The organism is Paenibacillus sp. GCM10027629, from assembly GCF_042676425.1.
Taxonomy (GTDB): Bacteria; Bacillota; Bacilli; order Paenibacillales; family Paenibacillaceae; genus Paenibacillus_K; species Paenibacillus_K terrigena.
On the sequence record NZ_JBHTGZ010000012.1, the window covers coordinates 841,356 to 858,646 of the forward strand.

The 17,291-nt window shown below is 47.7% G+C and carries 17 protein-coding genes; 3 read left to right on the forward strand and 14 right to left on the reverse strand.

Going from position 1 to position 17,291, the window contains the following annotated elements; genetic code table 11:
- Positions 1-14 precede the first annotated feature (14 nt).
- The 7 genes from ACFQZR_RS24540 to ACFQZR_RS24570 form a co-directional block, all read right to left on the reverse strand.
- Entirely contained in the window at positions 15-1,100 is a 1,086-nt protein-coding gene (locus tag ACFQZR_RS24540) for a sulfate ABC transporter substrate-binding protein (protein ID WP_379350785.1), read from the reverse strand.
- Positions 1,101-1,138: 38 nt separating this feature from the next.
- Positions 1,139-2,203: a sulfate/molybdate ABC transporter ATP-binding protein gene (locus tag ACFQZR_RS24545; protein WP_379350787.1), complete on the reverse strand. Its 1,065-nt coding sequence runs from the start codon at positions 2,201-2,203 to the stop codon at positions 1,139-1,141.
- Positions 2,204-2,205: 2 nt separating this feature from the next.
- Positions 2,206-3,003, reverse strand: a complete 798-nt coding sequence (locus ACFQZR_RS24550; RefSeq protein ID WP_379350789.1) for a sulfate ABC transporter permease subunit — start codon at positions 3,001-3,003, stop codon at positions 2,206-2,208.
- Positions 3,000-3,815, reverse strand: coding sequence for a sulfate ABC transporter permease subunit CysT (gene cysT, locus ACFQZR_RS24555; protein ID WP_379350791.1), 816 nt, complete (start codon positions 3,813-3,815; stop codon positions 3,000-3,002). Before cysT ends, ACFQZR_RS24550 begins: the two co-directional genes overlap by 4 nt.
- 229 nt (positions 3,816-4,044) lie before the next feature.
- A complete protein-coding gene (locus ACFQZR_RS24560; protein ID WP_379350793.1) occupies positions 4,045-4,644 on the reverse strand; it encodes a TetR/AcrR family transcriptional regulator in 600 nt (199 codons plus the stop codon).
- Between the two features lie 11 nt (positions 4,645-4,655).
- Entirely contained in the window at positions 4,656-5,288 is a 633-nt protein-coding gene (locus ACFQZR_RS24565) for a YigZ family protein (protein WP_018756400.1), read from the reverse strand.
- Between the two features lie 109 nt (positions 5,289-5,397).
- Positions 5,398-6,753 (reverse strand): glucose-6-phosphate isomerase, encoded by a 1,356-nt coding sequence (locus ACFQZR_RS24570; protein ID WP_379350796.1) that lies wholly within the window; start codon positions 6,751-6,753, stop codon positions 5,398-5,400.
- A gap of 238 nt (positions 6,754-6,991) precedes the next feature.
- On the opposite strand from ACFQZR_RS24570, the gene ACFQZR_RS24575 reads away from it, so the two are divergent.
- Positions 6,992-7,879: an NAD(P)-dependent oxidoreductase gene (locus ACFQZR_RS24575; protein WP_379350798.1), complete on the forward strand. Its 888-nt coding sequence runs from the start codon at positions 6,992-6,994 to the stop codon at positions 7,877-7,879.
- A gap of 94 nt (positions 7,880-7,973) precedes the next feature.
- On the opposite strand, the gene ppnP is transcribed toward ACFQZR_RS24575, so the two are convergent.
- The 4 genes from ppnP to ACFQZR_RS24595 form a co-directional block, all read right to left on the reverse strand.
- On the reverse strand, positions 7,974-8,291 hold the full coding sequence (gene ppnP, locus ACFQZR_RS24580) for a pyrimidine/purine nucleoside phosphorylase (protein ID WP_379350997.1): 318 nt from the start codon (positions 8,289-8,291) through the stop codon (positions 7,974-7,976).
- Between the two features lie 38 nt (positions 8,292-8,329).
- The gene (tkt, locus tag ACFQZR_RS24585) at positions 8,330-10,345 is read right to left on the reverse strand and encodes a transketolase (RefSeq protein ID WP_379350800.1); all 2,016 of its coding nucleotides are present in this window, start codon (positions 10,343-10,345) and stop codon (positions 8,330-8,332) included.
- A gap of 194 nt (positions 10,346-10,539) precedes the next feature.
- Positions 10,540-11,400 (reverse strand): formyltetrahydrofolate deformylase, encoded by an 861-nt coding sequence (purU, locus tag ACFQZR_RS24590; RefSeq protein ID WP_379350802.1) that lies wholly within the window; start codon positions 11,398-11,400, stop codon positions 10,540-10,542.
- Positions 11,401-11,417: 17 nt separating this feature from the next.
- Positions 11,418-12,539, reverse strand: coding sequence for a deoxyribonuclease IV (locus ACFQZR_RS24595; RefSeq protein WP_379350804.1), 1,122 nt, complete (start codon positions 12,537-12,539; stop codon positions 11,418-11,420).
- A 142-nt stretch (positions 12,540-12,681) separates the two neighbouring features.
- Here ACFQZR_RS24595 and ACFQZR_RS24600 point away from each other — a divergent pair, with 142 nt between their 5' ends.
- Positions 12,682-13,155, forward strand: coding sequence for a DUF2621 domain-containing protein (locus ACFQZR_RS24600; RefSeq protein WP_018756407.1), 474 nt, complete (start codon positions 12,682-12,684; stop codon positions 13,153-13,155).
- Positions 13,156-13,179: 24 nt separating this feature from the next.
- Positions 13,180-14,088, forward strand: coding sequence for a TIGR01777 family oxidoreductase (locus tag ACFQZR_RS24605; RefSeq protein WP_379350807.1), 909 nt, complete (start codon positions 13,180-13,182; stop codon positions 14,086-14,088).
- On the opposite strand, the gene ACFQZR_RS24610 is transcribed toward ACFQZR_RS24605, so the two are convergent.
- The 3 genes from ACFQZR_RS24610 to ACFQZR_RS24620 are packed head-to-tail and all read right to left on the reverse strand — an operon-like array spanning position 14,085 to position 17,101.
- Positions 14,085-15,692: a DUF6382 and FHA domain-containing protein gene (locus ACFQZR_RS24610; protein WP_379350809.1), complete on the reverse strand. Its 1,608-nt coding sequence runs from the start codon at positions 15,690-15,692 to the stop codon at positions 14,085-14,087. The two genes, ACFQZR_RS24605 and ACFQZR_RS24610, sit on opposite strands and share 4 nt — an antisense overlap.
- Positions 15,693-15,710: 18 nt before the next feature.
- Positions 15,711-16,160 carry an A24 family peptidase gene (locus ACFQZR_RS24615; protein ID WP_379350811.1) on the reverse strand — a complete coding sequence of 150 codons (450 nt, stop codon included), beginning with the start codon at positions 16,158-16,160 and terminating at the stop codon, positions 15,711-15,713.
- Positions 16,157-17,101, reverse strand: coding sequence for a TadE/TadG family type IV pilus assembly protein (locus ACFQZR_RS24620; protein WP_379350813.1), 945 nt, complete (start codon positions 17,099-17,101; stop codon positions 16,157-16,159). The genes ACFQZR_RS24615 and ACFQZR_RS24620 overlap by 4 nt, the downstream gene beginning before the upstream one ends.
- Positions 17,102-17,291 lie beyond the last annotated feature (190 nt).

Consider the following 17,291-nt stretch of genomic DNA (forward strand, 5'->3'; position numbering starts at 1 on the left):
ATTCGTTAAGGAATTTAAATCCCTGCCAACACCTGATACCATACCCCGCGCTTCGAATACAGCTTCTCTCGAACTTCTTTCCACCCACCTAGATACTGGATGTCGAAAAGCCCTTGCGATGTTGCATAGTGATCTTTTACTGTCGCATAGACTTTCGGATTTACAGGTCTAAATCCTGCATCCGCAAATGCCTTCTGCGCTTCATCTTGAACGAGATAGTCAATGAACGCTTCGGCGACTTCCCTCGTACCGTGCTTATCTACGTTCTTATCGACAACCGCTGCTGGGTTCTCGATCCGAATCGTATTCGTCGGAACAACGATATCGTATTTCTTCCCTTGCTGAATGCGTGCGAGCAGCTCATTCTCGTATGTCACGATGACATCCCCGACACCGTATTCGAACGCAGCCATCGATGCCCGCCCGCTCTTATCGAGCGACTCAATATTCTGATGCACTCGTTCTAAATACTGCTTGGCAATGGCAGGGTCCTTCACACCCTTCGCTTCTGACACTTTGAGACCTGCGCCATAAATCGCATTAATGTCCCATTGCGCACCGCCGGATGTCTTCGGATTCGGGTAGAGCACCTTCACGCCTGGCTTCATCAGATCTTCCCAATCCTTGATTCTGAGCGGGTTGCCTGAACGTGTGCCGAGGACAACAATCGAATCTGTGATCATCCCTTGATTCGCTTTCTTCTTCCACTCATGCGTGATCAGGCTAGCCTTCGTTAGTTTATCGATATCGCCTTCCATCGCAAGTAAGGTAACATCCGCCTCGAAGCCACCGACAATTGCCCTAGCCTGTGTACCCGAAGCTTCATAGGACTCTTGGAATTCCACGCGTTGCCCCGTCTTCGCCAACCAATAAGACTGAAATTTCGGTAAAATGTCCTGAAGTGCATCCTTCACGACACTATAAGCACCAATCACCAATGTCACCTCTTGACCCGTTGACGACGTCTTCGGTTGTGAATCCGATGCGCCAGCTGTTGAAGCAGAAGGTTGTGATGCGCCCCCGCAAGCCGTCATACTTACGCTGAGTAGACTGATCATTAACAATAAGGCCAGCGCAGAGCGCAAACGCTTCGATCGCATCACATTTCCTCTTTTCTTGATTATATTTGAAATCTCATCTAGATATGGACCGGCATTGGATCGACCTTGAGCCGATTCTCCATCATCCAGCTGTCATGATCATTGAACAGATATGCCCTGTGAATTAGCACGTGAATCTCATCCCCCGGATGCAGCACTTCTTTCTCCAAGGAACGATACGTAATTAACGTATGCTTACCGACGACCACTTCAACCATCCATTCACTGCCTCGGAAATGAATATGCTTAATTCGGCCCTGCTCCGTCGCCGAAGCGATCGGGAACTCATGCCGACTGCCAATCTCGATATATTCCGGGCGAATCAACGCCTTTGTACTTGGCCAATGCGCAGCATCCTCAAAGCCTTTTAATTCTGATATATTATCTACAATCGAAGACTCGCCGATAAAGCTCGCAACGAACGGTGTCTGCGGCGCCTTATAAATATCCCAAGGCGTTCCCTTCTGCTCGACCCGCCCCTGGCTAATAATCATAATCTCATCGGCAACCTCAATCGCCTCATCTTGGTCATGCGTGACGAAAATGGAAGTAATACCTACACGCTCAATCAGATCGCGCAGCCAGGTACGAAGCTCCTGCCGAATTTTCGCATCAATCGCTGCGAATGGCTCATCTAACAGCAGTAACTGAGGTTCAGGTGCGAGTGCCCGCGCGAACGCGACACGCTGCCGCTGTCCACCCGATAACTGATGTGGATAACGGTGCTCGAATCCAGATAACCCTGTCAATTCGACGAGTTCCATTACACGTGCCTTGATCTGCTGCTTCGATTGCTTCTTAATTTTCAGGCCGAACGCAATATTGTCATAGACCGTCATGTGCTTGAACAATGCATAGTTCTGAAAAACAAACCCAATGCCACGCTCCTGCGGAGGCAGATCATTGACGCGACGTCCATGGAATAGGATATCCCCCGAATCCGGACTCTCAAGCCCTGCCAGCATCCTCAATATCGAGGTTTTCCCGCCGCCGCTTGGGCCGAGCAGCCCGATCAGATGCCCTTTCTCAATCGAGAAGCTTACATCTTTCACCGCATGAAATTGACCGAAATGTTTATTTAACCCTGACACTTCAATATGCATCGTTAATGCACTCCCCTTCTTCTTTTGGCCCATTCCATAAATAACAGCAGCAGCACCGAGAATATAGCCAACACAAGTGCCACACCATTCGCGGACACCACATTGAAATTCTCTACATCCTGATAGACGAGCGTCGTCGCTGTCTGCGTCTTATTCATCACGTTGCCGGATACGACGAGTACCGCACCGAACTCCCCGAGTGAACGCGCAATCGTCAGCACGACGCCATAGATCACACCGAACCGAATAAGCGGCCATGTCACTTTCCAGAATGTCGTCCACCCATAGGCGCCAAGCGTCGAAGCGGCCTCCTCCTGCTGTGTGCCGACTTCTTGCAGAACAGGCATCACTTCGCGCACCATAAGTGGGAAGGTGACGAATAAAGTGGCGAGCACCATCCCTGGGAATGCATAGACAATTTTGAATCCGATCGATTCGAAGAAAGCCCCGATTGTCGTGCTCGGACCGAGGATCAACACAATCATTAATCCTCCAATGACCGGCGATACAGCAAAAGGTAGATCCACAATGCTATTTAAGAACTGCTTCAGCCGAGAACCCATCCAAGTTCCTCGAACCAAATACATTGCGAGCATAACGCCAAAGATTGTATTTAACACCGTCACGACCACGACAATCCAAGCGGTCATCATGAGTGCATGAACGGCTTCAGGACGCGTAATCGCATGAATAAGCCCATCAAGCCCTTCCTGCCAAGCACCGGTACCTATTTTGAAGAGGGGGATAATCAATAAGACGATGAATACGAGATACGTTAATGCAATTAGTATTCGTCTCACTTCGCATGCCTCCTCATCTGCACCCAGTTCACAAGCCATAAAATGAGGAACGATAACGACAATAGCAGAATCGATACGGCTGCCGCACCTTGCGGATTATCGCTCTCCACTTCACCAAAAATATATACAGACGCGATGAGCGTTTTGCCGGGAATGTTCCCTGCAACAAGCACTACCGCACCGAATTCTGCGAGCGCACGCGAAAATGCAAGCATTGCTCCACTTAACACACCAGGAAGAATCGATGGTAAAATGACACGACGAAACACATGAAACTTCGAAGCCCCCAATAAATAAGCAGCTTCTTCTTCTGATTTATCCAATTCTTCGAGCAGCGGTTGAATCGCACGAATGACGAATGGAAACGTAACGAAGACCATCGCAATCACAATGGCTGGTTCATGGAAGACGATCTGCAGTCCTAATTGTGCGGCGATATTGCCCACCCAACTGTTCGGACCAAGCAACAGCAATATCATTAATCCACCTACAGCGGTGGGTAAGGCGAAGGGCAGATCCACGAGGCTGTTCAAGAAGGTACGACCAATAAATTTATAGCGATTTAGTACCCACGCGATCATCGTGCCAATGAGTATATTGATCGCCGTTGCAATCAGTGACAGCTTCAAGGTTAACAGAATCGACTTCCATGCAAGCGGATCACTTACGCTATCCGCGAACGCGCTCCATCCGAGCGAGAATGACTTGGTGTATACACCGATAATTGGCAGGGCAATTAATACGATAAAATACAGCATGACTGTACTTCGAAATCCCCAGCTCCATCCTTTGTGACGCAAAATGCCATTCATGCGAAGATCCTCCTCAAGCAGCGAAGTTCATATAATTCCTATTTATTTACTTGGTATTATGAACACTCTACCATTTGTTACCGAATAACGTCAATGACTAAATAACATATCCGTTTATCAGGTTTTCTAATGCATTCTATTCGTTTTCCTTATGATGTGTGAATGCCTAATGCGCGCATCTGAAGGATTGCATGAAAAAAGCCGACCACCCTTATCGGGTAATCGGCTGCTATTGCTGAATCGCAGGTGATTCAATGATTTTCAATAATGATTGAATGTGGGATAAGGCCGCGGGCTTAACTTCGTCAAATGAGACGCGATCCTGAATATAATACGAGATGAATCCATGAACGGATAAAAATAATGTTAATGGGAGCGTAAGCTTCAGCGTCTCGGGATGTTTGAGTCCCATGCTTTGACGAACGATGACAGAGAACAATTCCAGACTGCGAGCTTGTTCCGTTCTGCAATAAGCCAGCATTTCTTCTTCACGCATTAGGAACATAATCTCATAATGATGCGGTTTCTCAAGACCGAACCGGATTAACTCGAGCATGACATGCTCTAGCTTGGCAATACCTTCTCCTGGCGCATGGGTGTAGACACGTTCCATGACTCGGATCAGTGCATTGAAATCCTCCACGACGAGCGCATAGAACAATTCGGCTTTTTCTTTAAAATGATAATATAATGACCCATGGCTGTAACCAAGTTGCTGCCCGATACTACGCATCGAGATCGCACGGTACCCTTTGGTTACGAATAAATGCCGAGCGACTTCCAATATGCGTTCCCGGGTGAGCTCCTGCTCAACTGCTCTTCTCGCCATACCCTTTTCTCCTATTCTCCCTCGATGAAATACACCTGTTCTCCATTCGTTATCAATCCTTGACCTTGCGTTAAATCCGTCATCCAAGCAACGAAGGCATCCGTGTCCTTCGCTTCCGGCAGGCAAAGTAAGACAACCTTATCTGTGAACTGTGTCTCGCCCATTCGCATGCCGCGGTTTCGAAGTTCATTCTCGAGCTTCCCGAGCCATGTATACTCCACTTCCACGAATACTTCCTGATGCAGCACCTTCGTAATCGACTCCGCTGCTTCAATGGCAGCGACAGCGCCGTCGGTGTATGCCCGGACGAGTCCGCCGGCACCTAGCATGATACCGCCGAAGTACCGTGTCACGACGATTGCAACATTTTTCAAACCTTGATTCTTGATTACTTCCAGAATCGGCTTCCCGGCTGTACCGCTCGGTTCGCCATCATCGGATTGTTTCTGAATTTCATCACGTTCGCCGATCATATAGGCGGAACAGTTATGTGTGGCATTCCAGTGCAACTTCTTGATCTCATCAATAAAACGAATCGCTTCATCTTCTGTTGCTACAGGTCTGCCGTAACCGATGAACCGTGACTTCTTAATGACGATCTCCTTACTGCCAAACGCCCTAACCGTCTTATAACGATCTAACATGACTGATCATCCTCTGCTTATTGCTAAGAAAGCAGTCCACCTTATCGCTAACGCCCGCGGTGAACTGCTTCTTGACATGTTGTATATCTGGTTGCTGCCTGGCTACAGATTATTCGGATAGTCTCGACTCGAGCTCCGCTTTTTCTTTTTCATATCCTGGCTTACCAAGAAGTGCAAACATGTTCTTCTTATAGGCTTCTACACCCGGTTGGTCAAATGGATTGACGCCAGACAAGTAGCCGCTGATTCCACAAGCAATTTCAAAGAAATACACGAGCGACCCGAATGCATAAGGTGTCATATCCGGAATCGTCACGATCAAGTTTGGTACTTGACCGTCCGTGTGCGCGAGCATCGTGCCTTGGAAGGCTTTCTTGTTCACGAAATCCATCGTCTTGCCTGTTAGGAAGTTCAAGCCGTCCAAATCGTCTGGATCGCTCTCAATTGTAATGTGCGAAGGCACTTCTTCCACTTGGATGATCGTCTCGAATAAGTTACGGGAGCCTTCTTGAATGAATTGTCCCATCGAGTGAAGGTCTGTCGAGAAATCAACGGATGCTGGATAGATCCCTTTGTAGTCTTTCCCTTCGCTCTCGCCGTACAATTGCTTCCACCACTCGGATACAAAGTGGAGCGCTGGCTCATAGTTTACGAGAATTTCGATCGCTTTGCCTTTACGATATAATGCGTTACGAACGGCAGCGTATTGGTAAGCTTGGTTCTCTGCTACGTTCGGGTTGTTATATTCTTTGGCCGCATCTGCAGCACCTTGCATCATTTCATCGATGTTGATGCCTGCAACTGCAATTGGAAGCAAGCCAACTGCTGTTAATACGGAATAACGTCCACCTACATCATCAGGAATAACGAATGTCTCGTAGCCTTCTTCGTTCGATAGCTTCTTAAGTGCACCTTTTTCTTGGTCCGTTGTTGCGTAGATGCGTTTGCGAGCGCCCTCTTTGCCGTATTTCTTCTCGAGCAATGCACGGAATACACGGAATGCAATCGCTGGCTCTGTCGTTGTACCGGATTTCGAGATCACGTTCACGGAGAAGTCACGGTCCCCGATCAAATGAATCAAATGATTCACATAGTTCGAGCTGATGTTGTTCCCTGCAAAGTAAATCTCAGGTGTTTTGCGCTCTTCTTTTGGAAGCATATTGTAGAACGAGTGCGACAACATTTCGATCGCCGCGCGTGCTCCGAGGTAAGATCCACCGATACCGATCACAACCAGCACTTCGGAATTCGATTGAATTTGCTCTGCGGATTTCTTAATGCGCGCGAATTCTTCTTTATCATAGTTAAATGGCAAGTCGATCCAACCTAGGAAGTCGGAACCTACGCCGGACTTATTATGTAGCTGTTCATGAGCAAGACGAATCGGTTCTGCGAAATAATCGACTTCATGCTGCCCTACGAATGCTGCTGCTTTGCTGTAATCAAACTGGATTTTTCTACTCATGGTATTTCCTCCTAGCCATTCTTTTTTTTATCTCTATAACTTTCGTCCTTTAAACCGTCACATTATCGGTTAGCATTAGGATACTGGATTTACGACAATTATTCAAGTTCAGACGGTACACTTCTTGCAAACTTTTATCCAATGTAGACAAAACTCGTATCCATCGAAATTTTATAATACTATTGTGGTAAAATGATCTAAGCTATTGACTACAATGTGTAAGGACGAGGTGAGCCTGATGAAAAACATCGGTTTTATTGGACTCGGGACAATGGGTGCCCCGATGGTCGCTAATCTACTCAGTAAAGGTTTTGCCGTAACGGTATATAATCGTACAGCATCCAAAACAGAAGAATCACGTGCGCTCGGCGCAACTGTCGCAAATACGCCAGCAGAAGCTGCGCAAGCATCAGATGTTCTCATTTCCATCATCAGCAACGATCAAGCAACGGAAGAGGTCTATTACGGCGAAAATGGGATCTTCGCAGGCCTCCATGCCAATCTGACAATTATCGATTGCAGCACGTTATCCCCTGCACTCGTGAAGCGCCTATCGAAGGATCTCGCTGCGCAAAGCGTAAGCTTCCTGGATGCACCGGTAACCGGCAGCAAGCCTGGCGCGGTAAACGGAACCCTCCTCTTCATGATCGGCGGAGAAGAATCCGTCATGCAGCAGCATATGGATGTATTCGAAGCGCTAGGCACGAAATTCCTATACATGGGTGAGAACGGCAGCGGTTCGATTGCTAAGCTCGCACATAATACCATTGTCGGCATTAACAACGTTGCCCTCGTTGAAGGCTTCTCTATCGCAGCCAAAGCGAATCTGCCTATGTATAACTTCATGGAGCTCATTCAATCCGGTTCCGCCGGCAGTAAAGCGGCAGAGCTCAAGGGACGCAAGATCATTGAACATGACTTCAGCAACCAATTCTCGCTCAATCTCATGCTCAAAGATATGAAGCTATCTTCGCAGCTGACGGATGAGATGCAGCTTCCGACACCGATGCTTGAAGCCGCGAAAAGCATGCTCCAAATGGGACAAGCCCATGGCTTCGGTGAGGAAGACTTAAGCGCCGTAGCCAAAGCGTATGAACAATGGATCGGCAAACGAATTGGTGACTAACCAATATTTCATATTGGGAAAAGGGTGGCTCGTCAAAGGTCCTGCTATGGACTGACGAGCCACCCTTTCCATATTCAATGAAACATGTCGGTGGTTATTCTGTGATGTAAGAGCAGCAATAGTCCGTAACGGAAGCAATTTGCAGCTTGAATTTCGCGTTCGCCGGAACAGTAAACTCGCCTTCGCCTTGAATGTGAATCCACTCTTCCCGGCCAGGTAGTTGAACTTTCAGATCCCCTGCAAGGATTTCCATAATTTCAACACAATCCGTACCGAACTCGTAATCCCCTGGCAGCATAATGCCAAGCGTCTTCTTCGTTCCGTCTGCGAACAATACGGTACGGCTTGTTACCTTACCATCGAAATAAATATTTGCTTTTTTGACTGCAGTTACATTATCGAATTGTTGAATCTCCGCCATGTCTCTCTTCCCTTCCCCAGGACCACAAATTATAACAATGCTTTTACTTTGCTAACAACATTCTCAACAGTAAAGCCGTATTCTTTGATCACGCGATCGCCAGGAGCGGAAGCGCCGAATGTGGAGATGCCTAGGATATCGCCTTGATCGCCGACATATTTCTCCCAACCCATTGGATGTGCCATCTCGATCGCAAGACGTGCTTTAACGCCTGGCAAGATAACGGAATCCTTGTACTCTTTGGATTGTTTGTCGAATAGATCCCAGCTTGGCATACTGATGACACGTACTTGAATGCCTTCTTCAGCCAATGCTTTTTGTGCTGCAACAGCCAGTTGAACCTCAGAACCCGTTGCGATGATTTGAGCTTGCGGCGTACCGTTCGCATCGGATACCACATAAGCACCTTTCTTGATGCCTTCACGGGACAAATCAGCCGTTGTCTCCAAGATTGGCAAGTTCTGACGCGTCAACACGAGCGCTACTGGATTCTTACGGTTCTCAATCGCATATGCCCAAGCTGCCGACGTCTCGTTGCCATCTGCCGGGCGAAGAACCGTCAAGTTCGGGATAATACGAAGCGAAGCCAATTGTTCGATCGGCTCATGCGTAGGACCATCTTCACCTACGGCAATGGAATCATGCGTCAAGACATACACCACTGGAAGTCCCATCAATGCGGACAGACGAACAGCCGGACGCAGGTAATCTGTAAATACGAAGAATGTACCGCCGTATACGCGAACACCGCCATGCAGCATCATACCGTTAATTGCTGTCGCCATCCCGAACTCACGAACACCAAAGTAGATATTACGTCCTGCATAGTTCTCTGCATTGTAGACGTCGATCCCTTTCAGATGTGTCATCGTGGAGCTCTCTAGGTCTGCAGAACCGCCCATCAAGTTGGGCACGTTCGGTGCAAGACCGTTCAATGCATTACCGGAAGCAACACGTGTCGATAATGCTTTGTCTGCTGCTGTATATTTCGGAAGGTCGCTATCCCAACCTTCAGGAAGCTCGCCATTAACCGCTTGCTCGAATTGCTTTGCAAGTTCAGGGTAAGCTGCTTTGTATGCTTCGAATTGCTCATTCCATGCTTTGTTCGCTGCAATTCCGCGATTTTTCACTTCTTGGAAGTGAGCGCGTACTTCTTGCGATACGAAGAATGGCTCTTCGGAAGACCAGCCGTAGAATTCTTTCGTTAATTTGGTCTCGTCAGCACCAAGTGGGGATCCGTGCGTACCGCCGTGGCCGCCTTTACCTTGTTTGTTCGGACTGCCGTAACCAATCACGGTTTTCACTTCGATCAACGTCGGTTTGTTAAGCTCTTGCTGCGCAGCTTGGATTGCTGCTTCAAGCGCTGCCAGATCGTTACCGTCTTCAACGCGAAGCACTTGCCAGCCATAAGCCTCGAAACGCATTTGAGCTTGTTCGGAGTTCGACAACCCTAGTTTACCATCTAGTGAAATATCATTGGAATCGTACAGAACGACTAATTTACCGAGCTTCAAGTGACCTGCAAGGGAAGCTGCTTCATGCGAAACGCCTTCCATCAAATCACCGTCTCCACAGATAGCGAATGTGAAGTGGTCCACAACTTTGAATTTATCTTTGTTATATGTTGCGCCAAGTTGCGTCTCAGCAAGCGCCATACCTACAGCCATCGCAATCCCTTGACCCAGTGGTCCAGTCGTTGCGTCAACACCTGCCGTGTGACCATACTCTGGATGTCCTGGTGTCAAACTTCCCCATTGACGGAAATTTTTGATTTCTTCGAGAGGAAGATCATAGCCGCTCAAGTGAAGCAAGCTGTACAATAGCATGGAACCGTGTCCTGCAGATAGAACGAAACGGTCGCGGTCTATCCAAGTTGGGTTCTCCGGGTTATGGTTCATCACTTTCGCGAATAATTCATACCCCATTGGTGCTGCACCCATTGGCATACCTGGGTGACCTGAATTGGCTTTCTCGATCGCATCGATCGCTAATGTACGAATTGTATCGATGGATAACTGTTCTACAGACTTGTTGCTCGCTGTCATGTTGTGATTCCTCCATTCATTACTTTTAATAATATCAAATTGAGTATATTACATTGCTACTATTGTAACACGTAACCCCACTACATTCCAATCCTCAATTTCTACACAAGGAAAATCTCCCCATTGGCCCTTTTTATCATATCCACTTTTTGAAAAAAATCCCCTCAAAATTGAGGGGATTCCATGTCAACTCTCTAGTTGAAAACAACCGTTTTATTCTGATGTACCAAGACGCGGTCTTCAATGTGCCAATGAACGGCACGTGCAAGAACAACACGTTCAATCGTGCGCCCGATGCGCTTCAGATCGTCCACATCATCACTATGGCTTACACGCTGCACGTCCTGCTCAATGATCGGGCCGCCGTCAAGCTCTTCCGTCACGTAGTGAGCCGTTGCGCCGATAATTTTAACGCCGCGTGTATAGGCTTGCGCATAAGGCTTACCGCCAACAAACGCAGGTAAGAACGAGTGATGGATGTTAATAATTCGGTTCCGGTAATGTTCTATAAACTTCGGCGAGATGATCTGCATATATCTCGCAAGAATAATAACGTCGACTTTACCGTCTACGACAGCAAGCTGTTGACGTTCTGCCTCAGCTTTATTGTCCTTCGTCACTGGAATGTGGTGGTACGGAATACCGAACTGCTCCACATATTCGCGCATATCATCATGATTGCTGACGACCATAGCGATATCCGCATCCAAATCCCCTGCTTGCCATTGCCAGAGCAATTCCACAAGGCAGTGATCTTCCTTGGATACGAAAATAGCAAGGCTCTTACGCTTGCTTACTTCATGAATTCCCCACTTCATCTGGAACTTGCTCGCAACCTCTGCGAAATCTTGTTTCAGCTTCGGCAATAAATCGCTAAGCTGCTGTAGATCAAATTCGATGCGCATGAAGAACATACCGCCTTCAGGGTCCATCGTGTATTGATCCGATTGTACGATATTCGCGCCATGATCAAAAAGAAAATGTGATACCGTTGCTACAATTCCAGCCTGATCCGGGCATGAAATAAGCATTCTTGCTCGATTCTGTTTGTCCATCTCTCTACCCTCTGTTTCTATTTAATAAGTTGTTTACCCGCAAACCATCCCATAATCCGCTGATTGATTGCCTCTTCACTCAGCTCAGGGAATACATTCGCCTCCGCGATCATGTCATAGAGACGATCCATCGGCTCGCGAGGATCTGCCTTCTTCGCTTTGGCATCATTCTTCAACGTCGTCCATACCGACAATATAAACTGACGCGAATCTACTTCTTGTTGATCGAAGAAAGCGTGTAGTCGCTCTACATCCGCTAGATAAGCTTGTCCAAAGCGCTCTCCAGCGTCACCGCGAAGAAGTGCAATTTCCGCTTCATACATCGGACGTTGCTTCTTGTCGTCTTTACCGATCCAAGGCGTCTCCAAGATAAATGGTCTTCCAGCAAGCCCTTCATGCGTAATGACACGCTTCATCGCTTCATGACCAATCCATCCAGCACCGACAGGAGCATGTCTATCTTTCCCTGCGCCTGTCGGATTCTTACTATCATTCATATGCACAACGGCAATACGATCAAGACCAACAACTTGGTCAAATTTCGTAAGAACGCCGTCTAGATCATTAACGATATCGTAACCCGCATCGTGAATATGGCATGTATCCATACAAACCGTCAAGCGATGATTGTCTTCAACCTTCTCGATGATCGATGCAATTTCCTCGAAGCTGCGTCCGATTTCGGTACCTTTACCAGCCATCGTCTCAAGGGCAATGTTCACATCCAGCTCTTTCGTTCCGCGAAGCACTTCATTTAGTCCTTCCGCAATACGGTTAATCCCGTACTCTGGATCTTTTTCGGTATAGGCCCCTGGATGGAGAACGATATTGCGCACGCCAATCGCTTGCGTACGACGAATTTCTTCCTGCAAGAAGTTCACGGCAAGCTCGAACGTGTCAGGCTTGTAGGAACCCAGGTTAATAATATATGGCGCATGCACGACAATCTCATCAATGCCATGCTGCCCCATAAGATCTCTGCCTTCAGCAATATATAGCGAATCGATCGCTTTGCGGCGTGTATTCTGCGGTGCGCCTGTATATATCATGAATGTATTTGAGCCGTATGAAATCGCTTCTTTAGCTGCCGTTAGCAAGCCTTTGTCCGAAAATGAAACGTGTGATCCGATTTTCAACATAATTCATGCTCCTTTTCCAAATAATCAACCCTTATTTTACCTTGAATATCGTCATAAAGCTAGAAATACGTTATAATTCTTAATATCCAATATTGCTCTATTTCGGGGCAATGCAGTGCATTTACATAACTATGGGGTGACAATGGTGGTTCAATCTACAATATTTTTCGCTGCAGCAGACAATATGCCAGGTACGGGCTATATGCGATTTATCGCACTCTGGACATTTGTGCTTATTTTCTTTATGTCGATCGGCGGATTTTTCATGTTCCGCAAATTCTTTAAGGTCCTCCCGAAGCAAGATGGGAAATCAAAATTAGATTGGCAAAATCACTGGGTCGATGCGAGCCGCCATCTCTGGACGGAAGAGTCCAAGACTTTCCTCGAACTGCTGGTATCGCCTGTACCGAAGGCATTTCGCGATATTGCGAAGCATACCATTGCAGCGAAGATTGGTCAGATTGCTGTCGAGAGCGGCGCTTCCGAAGTGACACGCGATCATTGCATCCAAGGATATATTGAAGCAACACCGAAGCGCGACTATCGCAGCTTAATTTCTTTCCTAGAGAAACATCAAATCGACTATCAACCATATAAGCATCTATTGAACAAATGAGAATGGATGGGGTGTGGTAAGACGATGAAAATTGCCATTTGCGGGGGAACGGGATTCATTGGAACGGCATTGACGTCCTTCTGGCTGAACCAAAAGGATGAAGTCATTATTATTACGAGACGGATACCTGATCGAGACAAAGCCAACCCACACGTTCGTTATGTCACATGGGAACAGCTCGAAACAGATCCTCAGCTTATCTCCGGGACGGGAGCGATCGTGAATCTCACGGGTGAATCGATCAACCAACGCTGGACTGCAAGCGCGAAGGATCGGATCTTACAGTCTCGCTTGCAGGCTGCCGCACGAGTCGCTAAGCTAGTCCGATCACTCGATCCTAAGCCATTGGTCGTCGTGAATGCTTCTGGGATTTCGATTCATGGCACATCCGAAGTGGAGTGCTTCGACGAGACGAGTCCTCACCATACAACCGATTTCCTGGCCGAAGTGGTAGAACAATGGGAACAGGCTGCAGATGCCATTCCTGTTGATCGTCTCGTGAAGCTGCGTGTTGGATTAGTACTGGGGAATCATGGCGGGGCTTACCCGCTTATGAAGCTGCCTTATCTGCTCGGCGCAGGCGGCCGTGTAGGCGGCGGTCGACAATGGTTCTCGTGGATTCATCTCGAAGATATGGTGCGATTAATCGACTTCTGCATCCGTCATGAGACGGTGAAAGGGCCAGTCAATGCAACGGCTCCAACGCCTGTTCGCAATGATGAATTCGGACGCATTCTCGGTAAGATCTATCATCGGCCGCATTGGTTTCCTGTTCCTTCGATCCTCTTCAAGACCTTATTCGGAGAGCTCTCCATTCTCTTGCTTGAAGGTCAGCAAGTGCTGCCGAATGTAGCCATTCAGCAGGGATTCGAATTTCGGTATCCGACGTTAGATACAGCACTCACTGCATTGAAGAATGATAAATCCTATTAAGTTAAACGAAACACATATTCAGACTGCGCAATCATGAATCGATCCCCATCCTTCAGCGGATAAGGCGTATACGGCACCATAGCTTCCTCGAGAAGCCGGGTGCCGTTTTTGGATCCGAGATCTTTTAACTGATACCCTTCCTCTGTACGAATAATCTCGGCATGGGAGCGTGATACCCCTGCCGATGTATCGAGATAATGGGCAACATCCTCACTCCGTCCAATAATAAAGTGAGTCTGGTTCACAGCAATACGTTCCTTCTCACCGCCACCTGGAATACTCCGCTCTAAGACGGGATGCTGCTGCGCGACAGATGCGACCAACACTTCAGTCTGTCCGCCATTCAGCATCACGGTTGCTTCTTGATGGATACCCCGGTTCACTGGTGGAGTGACAGTACTAATTGAATGGAATCGATGATCCTCTGGCTGCCGACCCATGAGCGACCTCGCTTCCTGCTCTGCAGTTCGCAGTCCGCTAGTCAATCGATCCGCCGTAAATGCAGGTGCTTGAAACAATAGTCCTGACGCATCATGATCTGACTCTGGCTCATTCCACCGCGGCGACTTCGCATGTAATTCACTGCTGCTTCTCATCCCTGCCTCTACTCCGAGAGGAGTCGGACCCTTGAACAGCCACGAAGGCCGATACCCTCTCCAAGCAAGAAAGGCGATGTCCCCAATAAGAACCGTGATCCCAACGGTGATATAGAACATTCCCTGTACAGACGCATAGGCCGAATAAAGAAACTTCCATAGCATTACGATAATCAAAAGTGCTCCGCCAATGATATAAATTGTATGTTTCGACGAAGATGGTTGTGTGGCTGTAACTGTTGCTTGCTCTCGTGCTTGATCATCAGAAATGATCGCTTGATTGTAAGTGTCCACACTCGATGTCTGCACAGTGTTTCCTTTGGGTTGAACCGGTTCTCTAACAGGAACGAACTCATCCGGTGGAAGAGCGGGGGTCCGTTGAGCATGCGATTTATTGTCTTGTCTAGACCTCGGTATATCTGTTCCTCCATCCTCATTAGCCAGCAGCTGCAACAGAAGCGTCTTTAATCCTTGGAGACTAAAGTGATCTTCATGACAATAATGAATCAGCTGTTGAATCCCCTTACCGGTTAATTCAGCAACTGAGGCCATGAACAAAGTCAACATACTGCCTAATCGATGCTGTAACGAATCTGTCTGGACCGCACCCTGCGTTGGAACATAACACAACCATAACGAGCCCATATCCAACGATCCTTCGACGAACATATAATCGGCATGAAGGATGTATTGTTCCGGACGCAGCATATACCGCCGACTATCGTCTAGTATCGTTACGAGTTGCATGAGAATCGTATAGTACGTCGTAAGAGACAGCTTCTCGCTACGAAGACATTGCGACAGCATTCTTTTGCCAGAGATGTTGTATCGCAATTGGATCTGAAGATCCAGCTCATGCATGTTCAGCGGAACGAATTGCGGAATCGTCGATGACTGGATCATTTTCACCTCGAGTCTCGCCATATCATTGGCCTTTAGCCCCTCCGCTTTGTCCAGGATCATCCAGGTCGAACCATCTTGAATAAATCGAACTCCAAAGTCTAACATCCTATTCCTCCTCTCACGTTAAGGCATGTATAGAAATGCGGTAACTGCACCCGGCAGTACAGCATACATAAATGGGAATTTCAGCATCTTCCCCTCTCCAAAAGATATCCACGTTCTCCGCCGAAACAGCATGATGACCACAGCAATTGCTCCTGCATATAAGACGGAATACATCAAGGATTGCATCGTAAATTGCAGGCCTGTTACCGCTCCGAGCGCTGCGAATAACTTCACATCCCCGGCTCCAACCGCTTTGAACAGATATAGTACGAATAGGATTGCAAATCCCGCTCCAGCACCATAGATTGCATATAAGAATCCAGCCCATCCTTCCGTCACGGCATGAAGCCCCAGCCCAAGAATGGCAATCGGCACTGTCAATCGATTCGGGATTTTCGAACGCGTCACATCCGTATAGAAAGCAATACCTAAATAAATGGCGCATAATACCACTACAATAATCGTCAACCCTTACCCTCCTTCATCGATTCTTGAACTTGAACCTGCATTTCCGACTTCTGACCATCGACTGTCTCAACAACAATCTGGACCGTACTTCCCTTGGTCGTATTACCCGATACACGCCATGTCCACTCTACGTTGCCTTCTGCATCTGCCGTCTTCTCACCCAAATATTTCGCCGTACTCTTACCGCTCTTATAGTAAACGACCACTTGAACCGTCTGATTCGGCTGTACCTTCACTTTGACTGTAGCATTGGATCCAGGCTTCATCGGATTCGGTTCCATCCCGACGATTTGCGGTTGACCCATTGTCCCTTCCGAACCCGTTCCCGTGCCTGCACCCGAGGTATCACCAATCCATGCCCGTTCTGCCGCTCTCGCCTGTATGACCAGCTCCTTGTCCAGGAACGGGACTCGCATCGGCATCGTATACGAAAGCTCTAGAGCAACGAAAGTTGGGGTTTTCTTCTTCAAATTCGGGAACGAAAATCGTGTCACATGAATTCGTTCCTCACGCAGCATGGCATCCTGAAGATAAGATTTAAGCAGCGGCTTCACGAGTGTATCCCCAGCGGCTTGATAGAGCGCATCTTCGGTGCGACGATATAGCTCTGTATTCTTCACCCAATCCCCAATTGGAGGTGGCAGAATCCGGTTATACGTCTGTGCTACCTCTTCCATCGTCAGCATTCCCCCGCCACCAGTCTCGGCCCCCTGTGCCGCTGCATCTCGGTCCATGACAATAGAAACAGGATACATATGAGTCGCCAGCTGTTTGACCGTATTCGAGACGGTTAATTGCAGTGCAATTGACGTATATACCATCTGGATCATATAGATCAGAAAAATAACAAAAAACAAAAAGATAGGCAGAACCATGGCAGCTTCAACCGTCATGCTCCCATGCTCTTGGCGCCGCATCTTCTTATGGAGTTGCTGTAACATGATTCGCCTCCTTTGGGAGCAAATAATGAGTTAAAAAGTTCAAAATTTGATTTATTAGCACCTGAAAGTTTTCTTAGAAAACTAACTTCGTAAGCGAGTTCTAAGGTTGCTTGAAACCTATGCTGTGCTTCCGATGCGAGTTTTTCTACGAAAAACTTTTAGGAGGAGCGGAGTTTAGGAGAAACCTAAA

Excerpts from the sequence above, each read along its gene's own strand:
- tkt (WP_379350800.1), bottom strand. The coding sequence starts at position 10,345 with ATGACAGCGAGCAACAAGTCTGTAGAACAGTTATCCATCGATACAATT.
- ACFQZR_RS24565 (WP_018756400.1), bottom strand. The coding sequence starts at position 5,288 with ATGTTAGATCGTTATAAGACGGTTAGGGCGTTTGGCAGTAAGGAGATC.
- ACFQZR_RS24575 (WP_379350798.1), top strand. The coding sequence starts at position 6,992 with ATGAAAAACATCGGTTTTATTGGACTCGGGACAATGGGTGCCCCGATG.
- ACFQZR_RS24600 (WP_018756407.1), top strand. The coding sequence starts at position 12,682 with ATGGTGGTTCAATCTACAATATTTTTCGCTGCAGCAGACAATATGCCA.
- ACFQZR_RS24560 (WP_379350793.1), bottom strand. The coding sequence starts at position 4,644 with ATGGCGAGAAGAGCAGTTGAGCAGGAGCTCACCCGGGAACGCATATTG.
- ACFQZR_RS24605 (WP_379350807.1), top strand. The coding sequence starts at position 13,180 with ATGAAAATTGCCATTTGCGGGGGAACGGGATTCATTGGAACGGCATTG.
- ACFQZR_RS24610 (WP_379350809.1), bottom strand. The coding sequence starts at position 15,692 with ATGTTAGACTTTGGAGTTCGATTTATTCAAGATGGTTCGACCTGGATG.
- ACFQZR_RS24620 (WP_379350813.1), bottom strand. The coding sequence starts at position 17,101 with ATGTTACAGCAACTCCATAAGAAGATGCGGCGCCAAGAGCATGGGAGC.
- purU (WP_379350802.1), bottom strand. The coding sequence starts at position 11,400 with ATGGACAAACAGAATCGAGCAAGAATGCTTATTTCATGCCCGGATCAG.
- ACFQZR_RS24545 (WP_379350787.1), bottom strand. The coding sequence starts at position 2,203 with ATGCATATTGAAGTGTCAGGGTTAAATAAACATTTCGGTCAATTTCAT.
- cysT (WP_379350791.1), bottom strand. The coding sequence starts at position 3,815 with ATGAATGGCATTTTGCGTCACAAAGGATGGAGCTGGGGATTTCGAAGT.
- ACFQZR_RS24570 (WP_379350796.1), bottom strand. The coding sequence starts at position 6,753 with ATGAGTAGAAAAATCCAGTTTGATTACAGCAAAGCAGCAGCATTCGTA.
- ACFQZR_RS24595 (WP_379350804.1), bottom strand. The coding sequence starts at position 12,539 with ATGTTGAAAATCGGATCACACGTTTCATTTTCGGACAAAGGCTTGCTA.
- ACFQZR_RS24540 (WP_379350785.1), bottom strand. The coding sequence starts at position 1,100 with ATGCGATCGAAGCGTTTGCGCTCTGCGCTGGCCTTATTGTTAATGATC.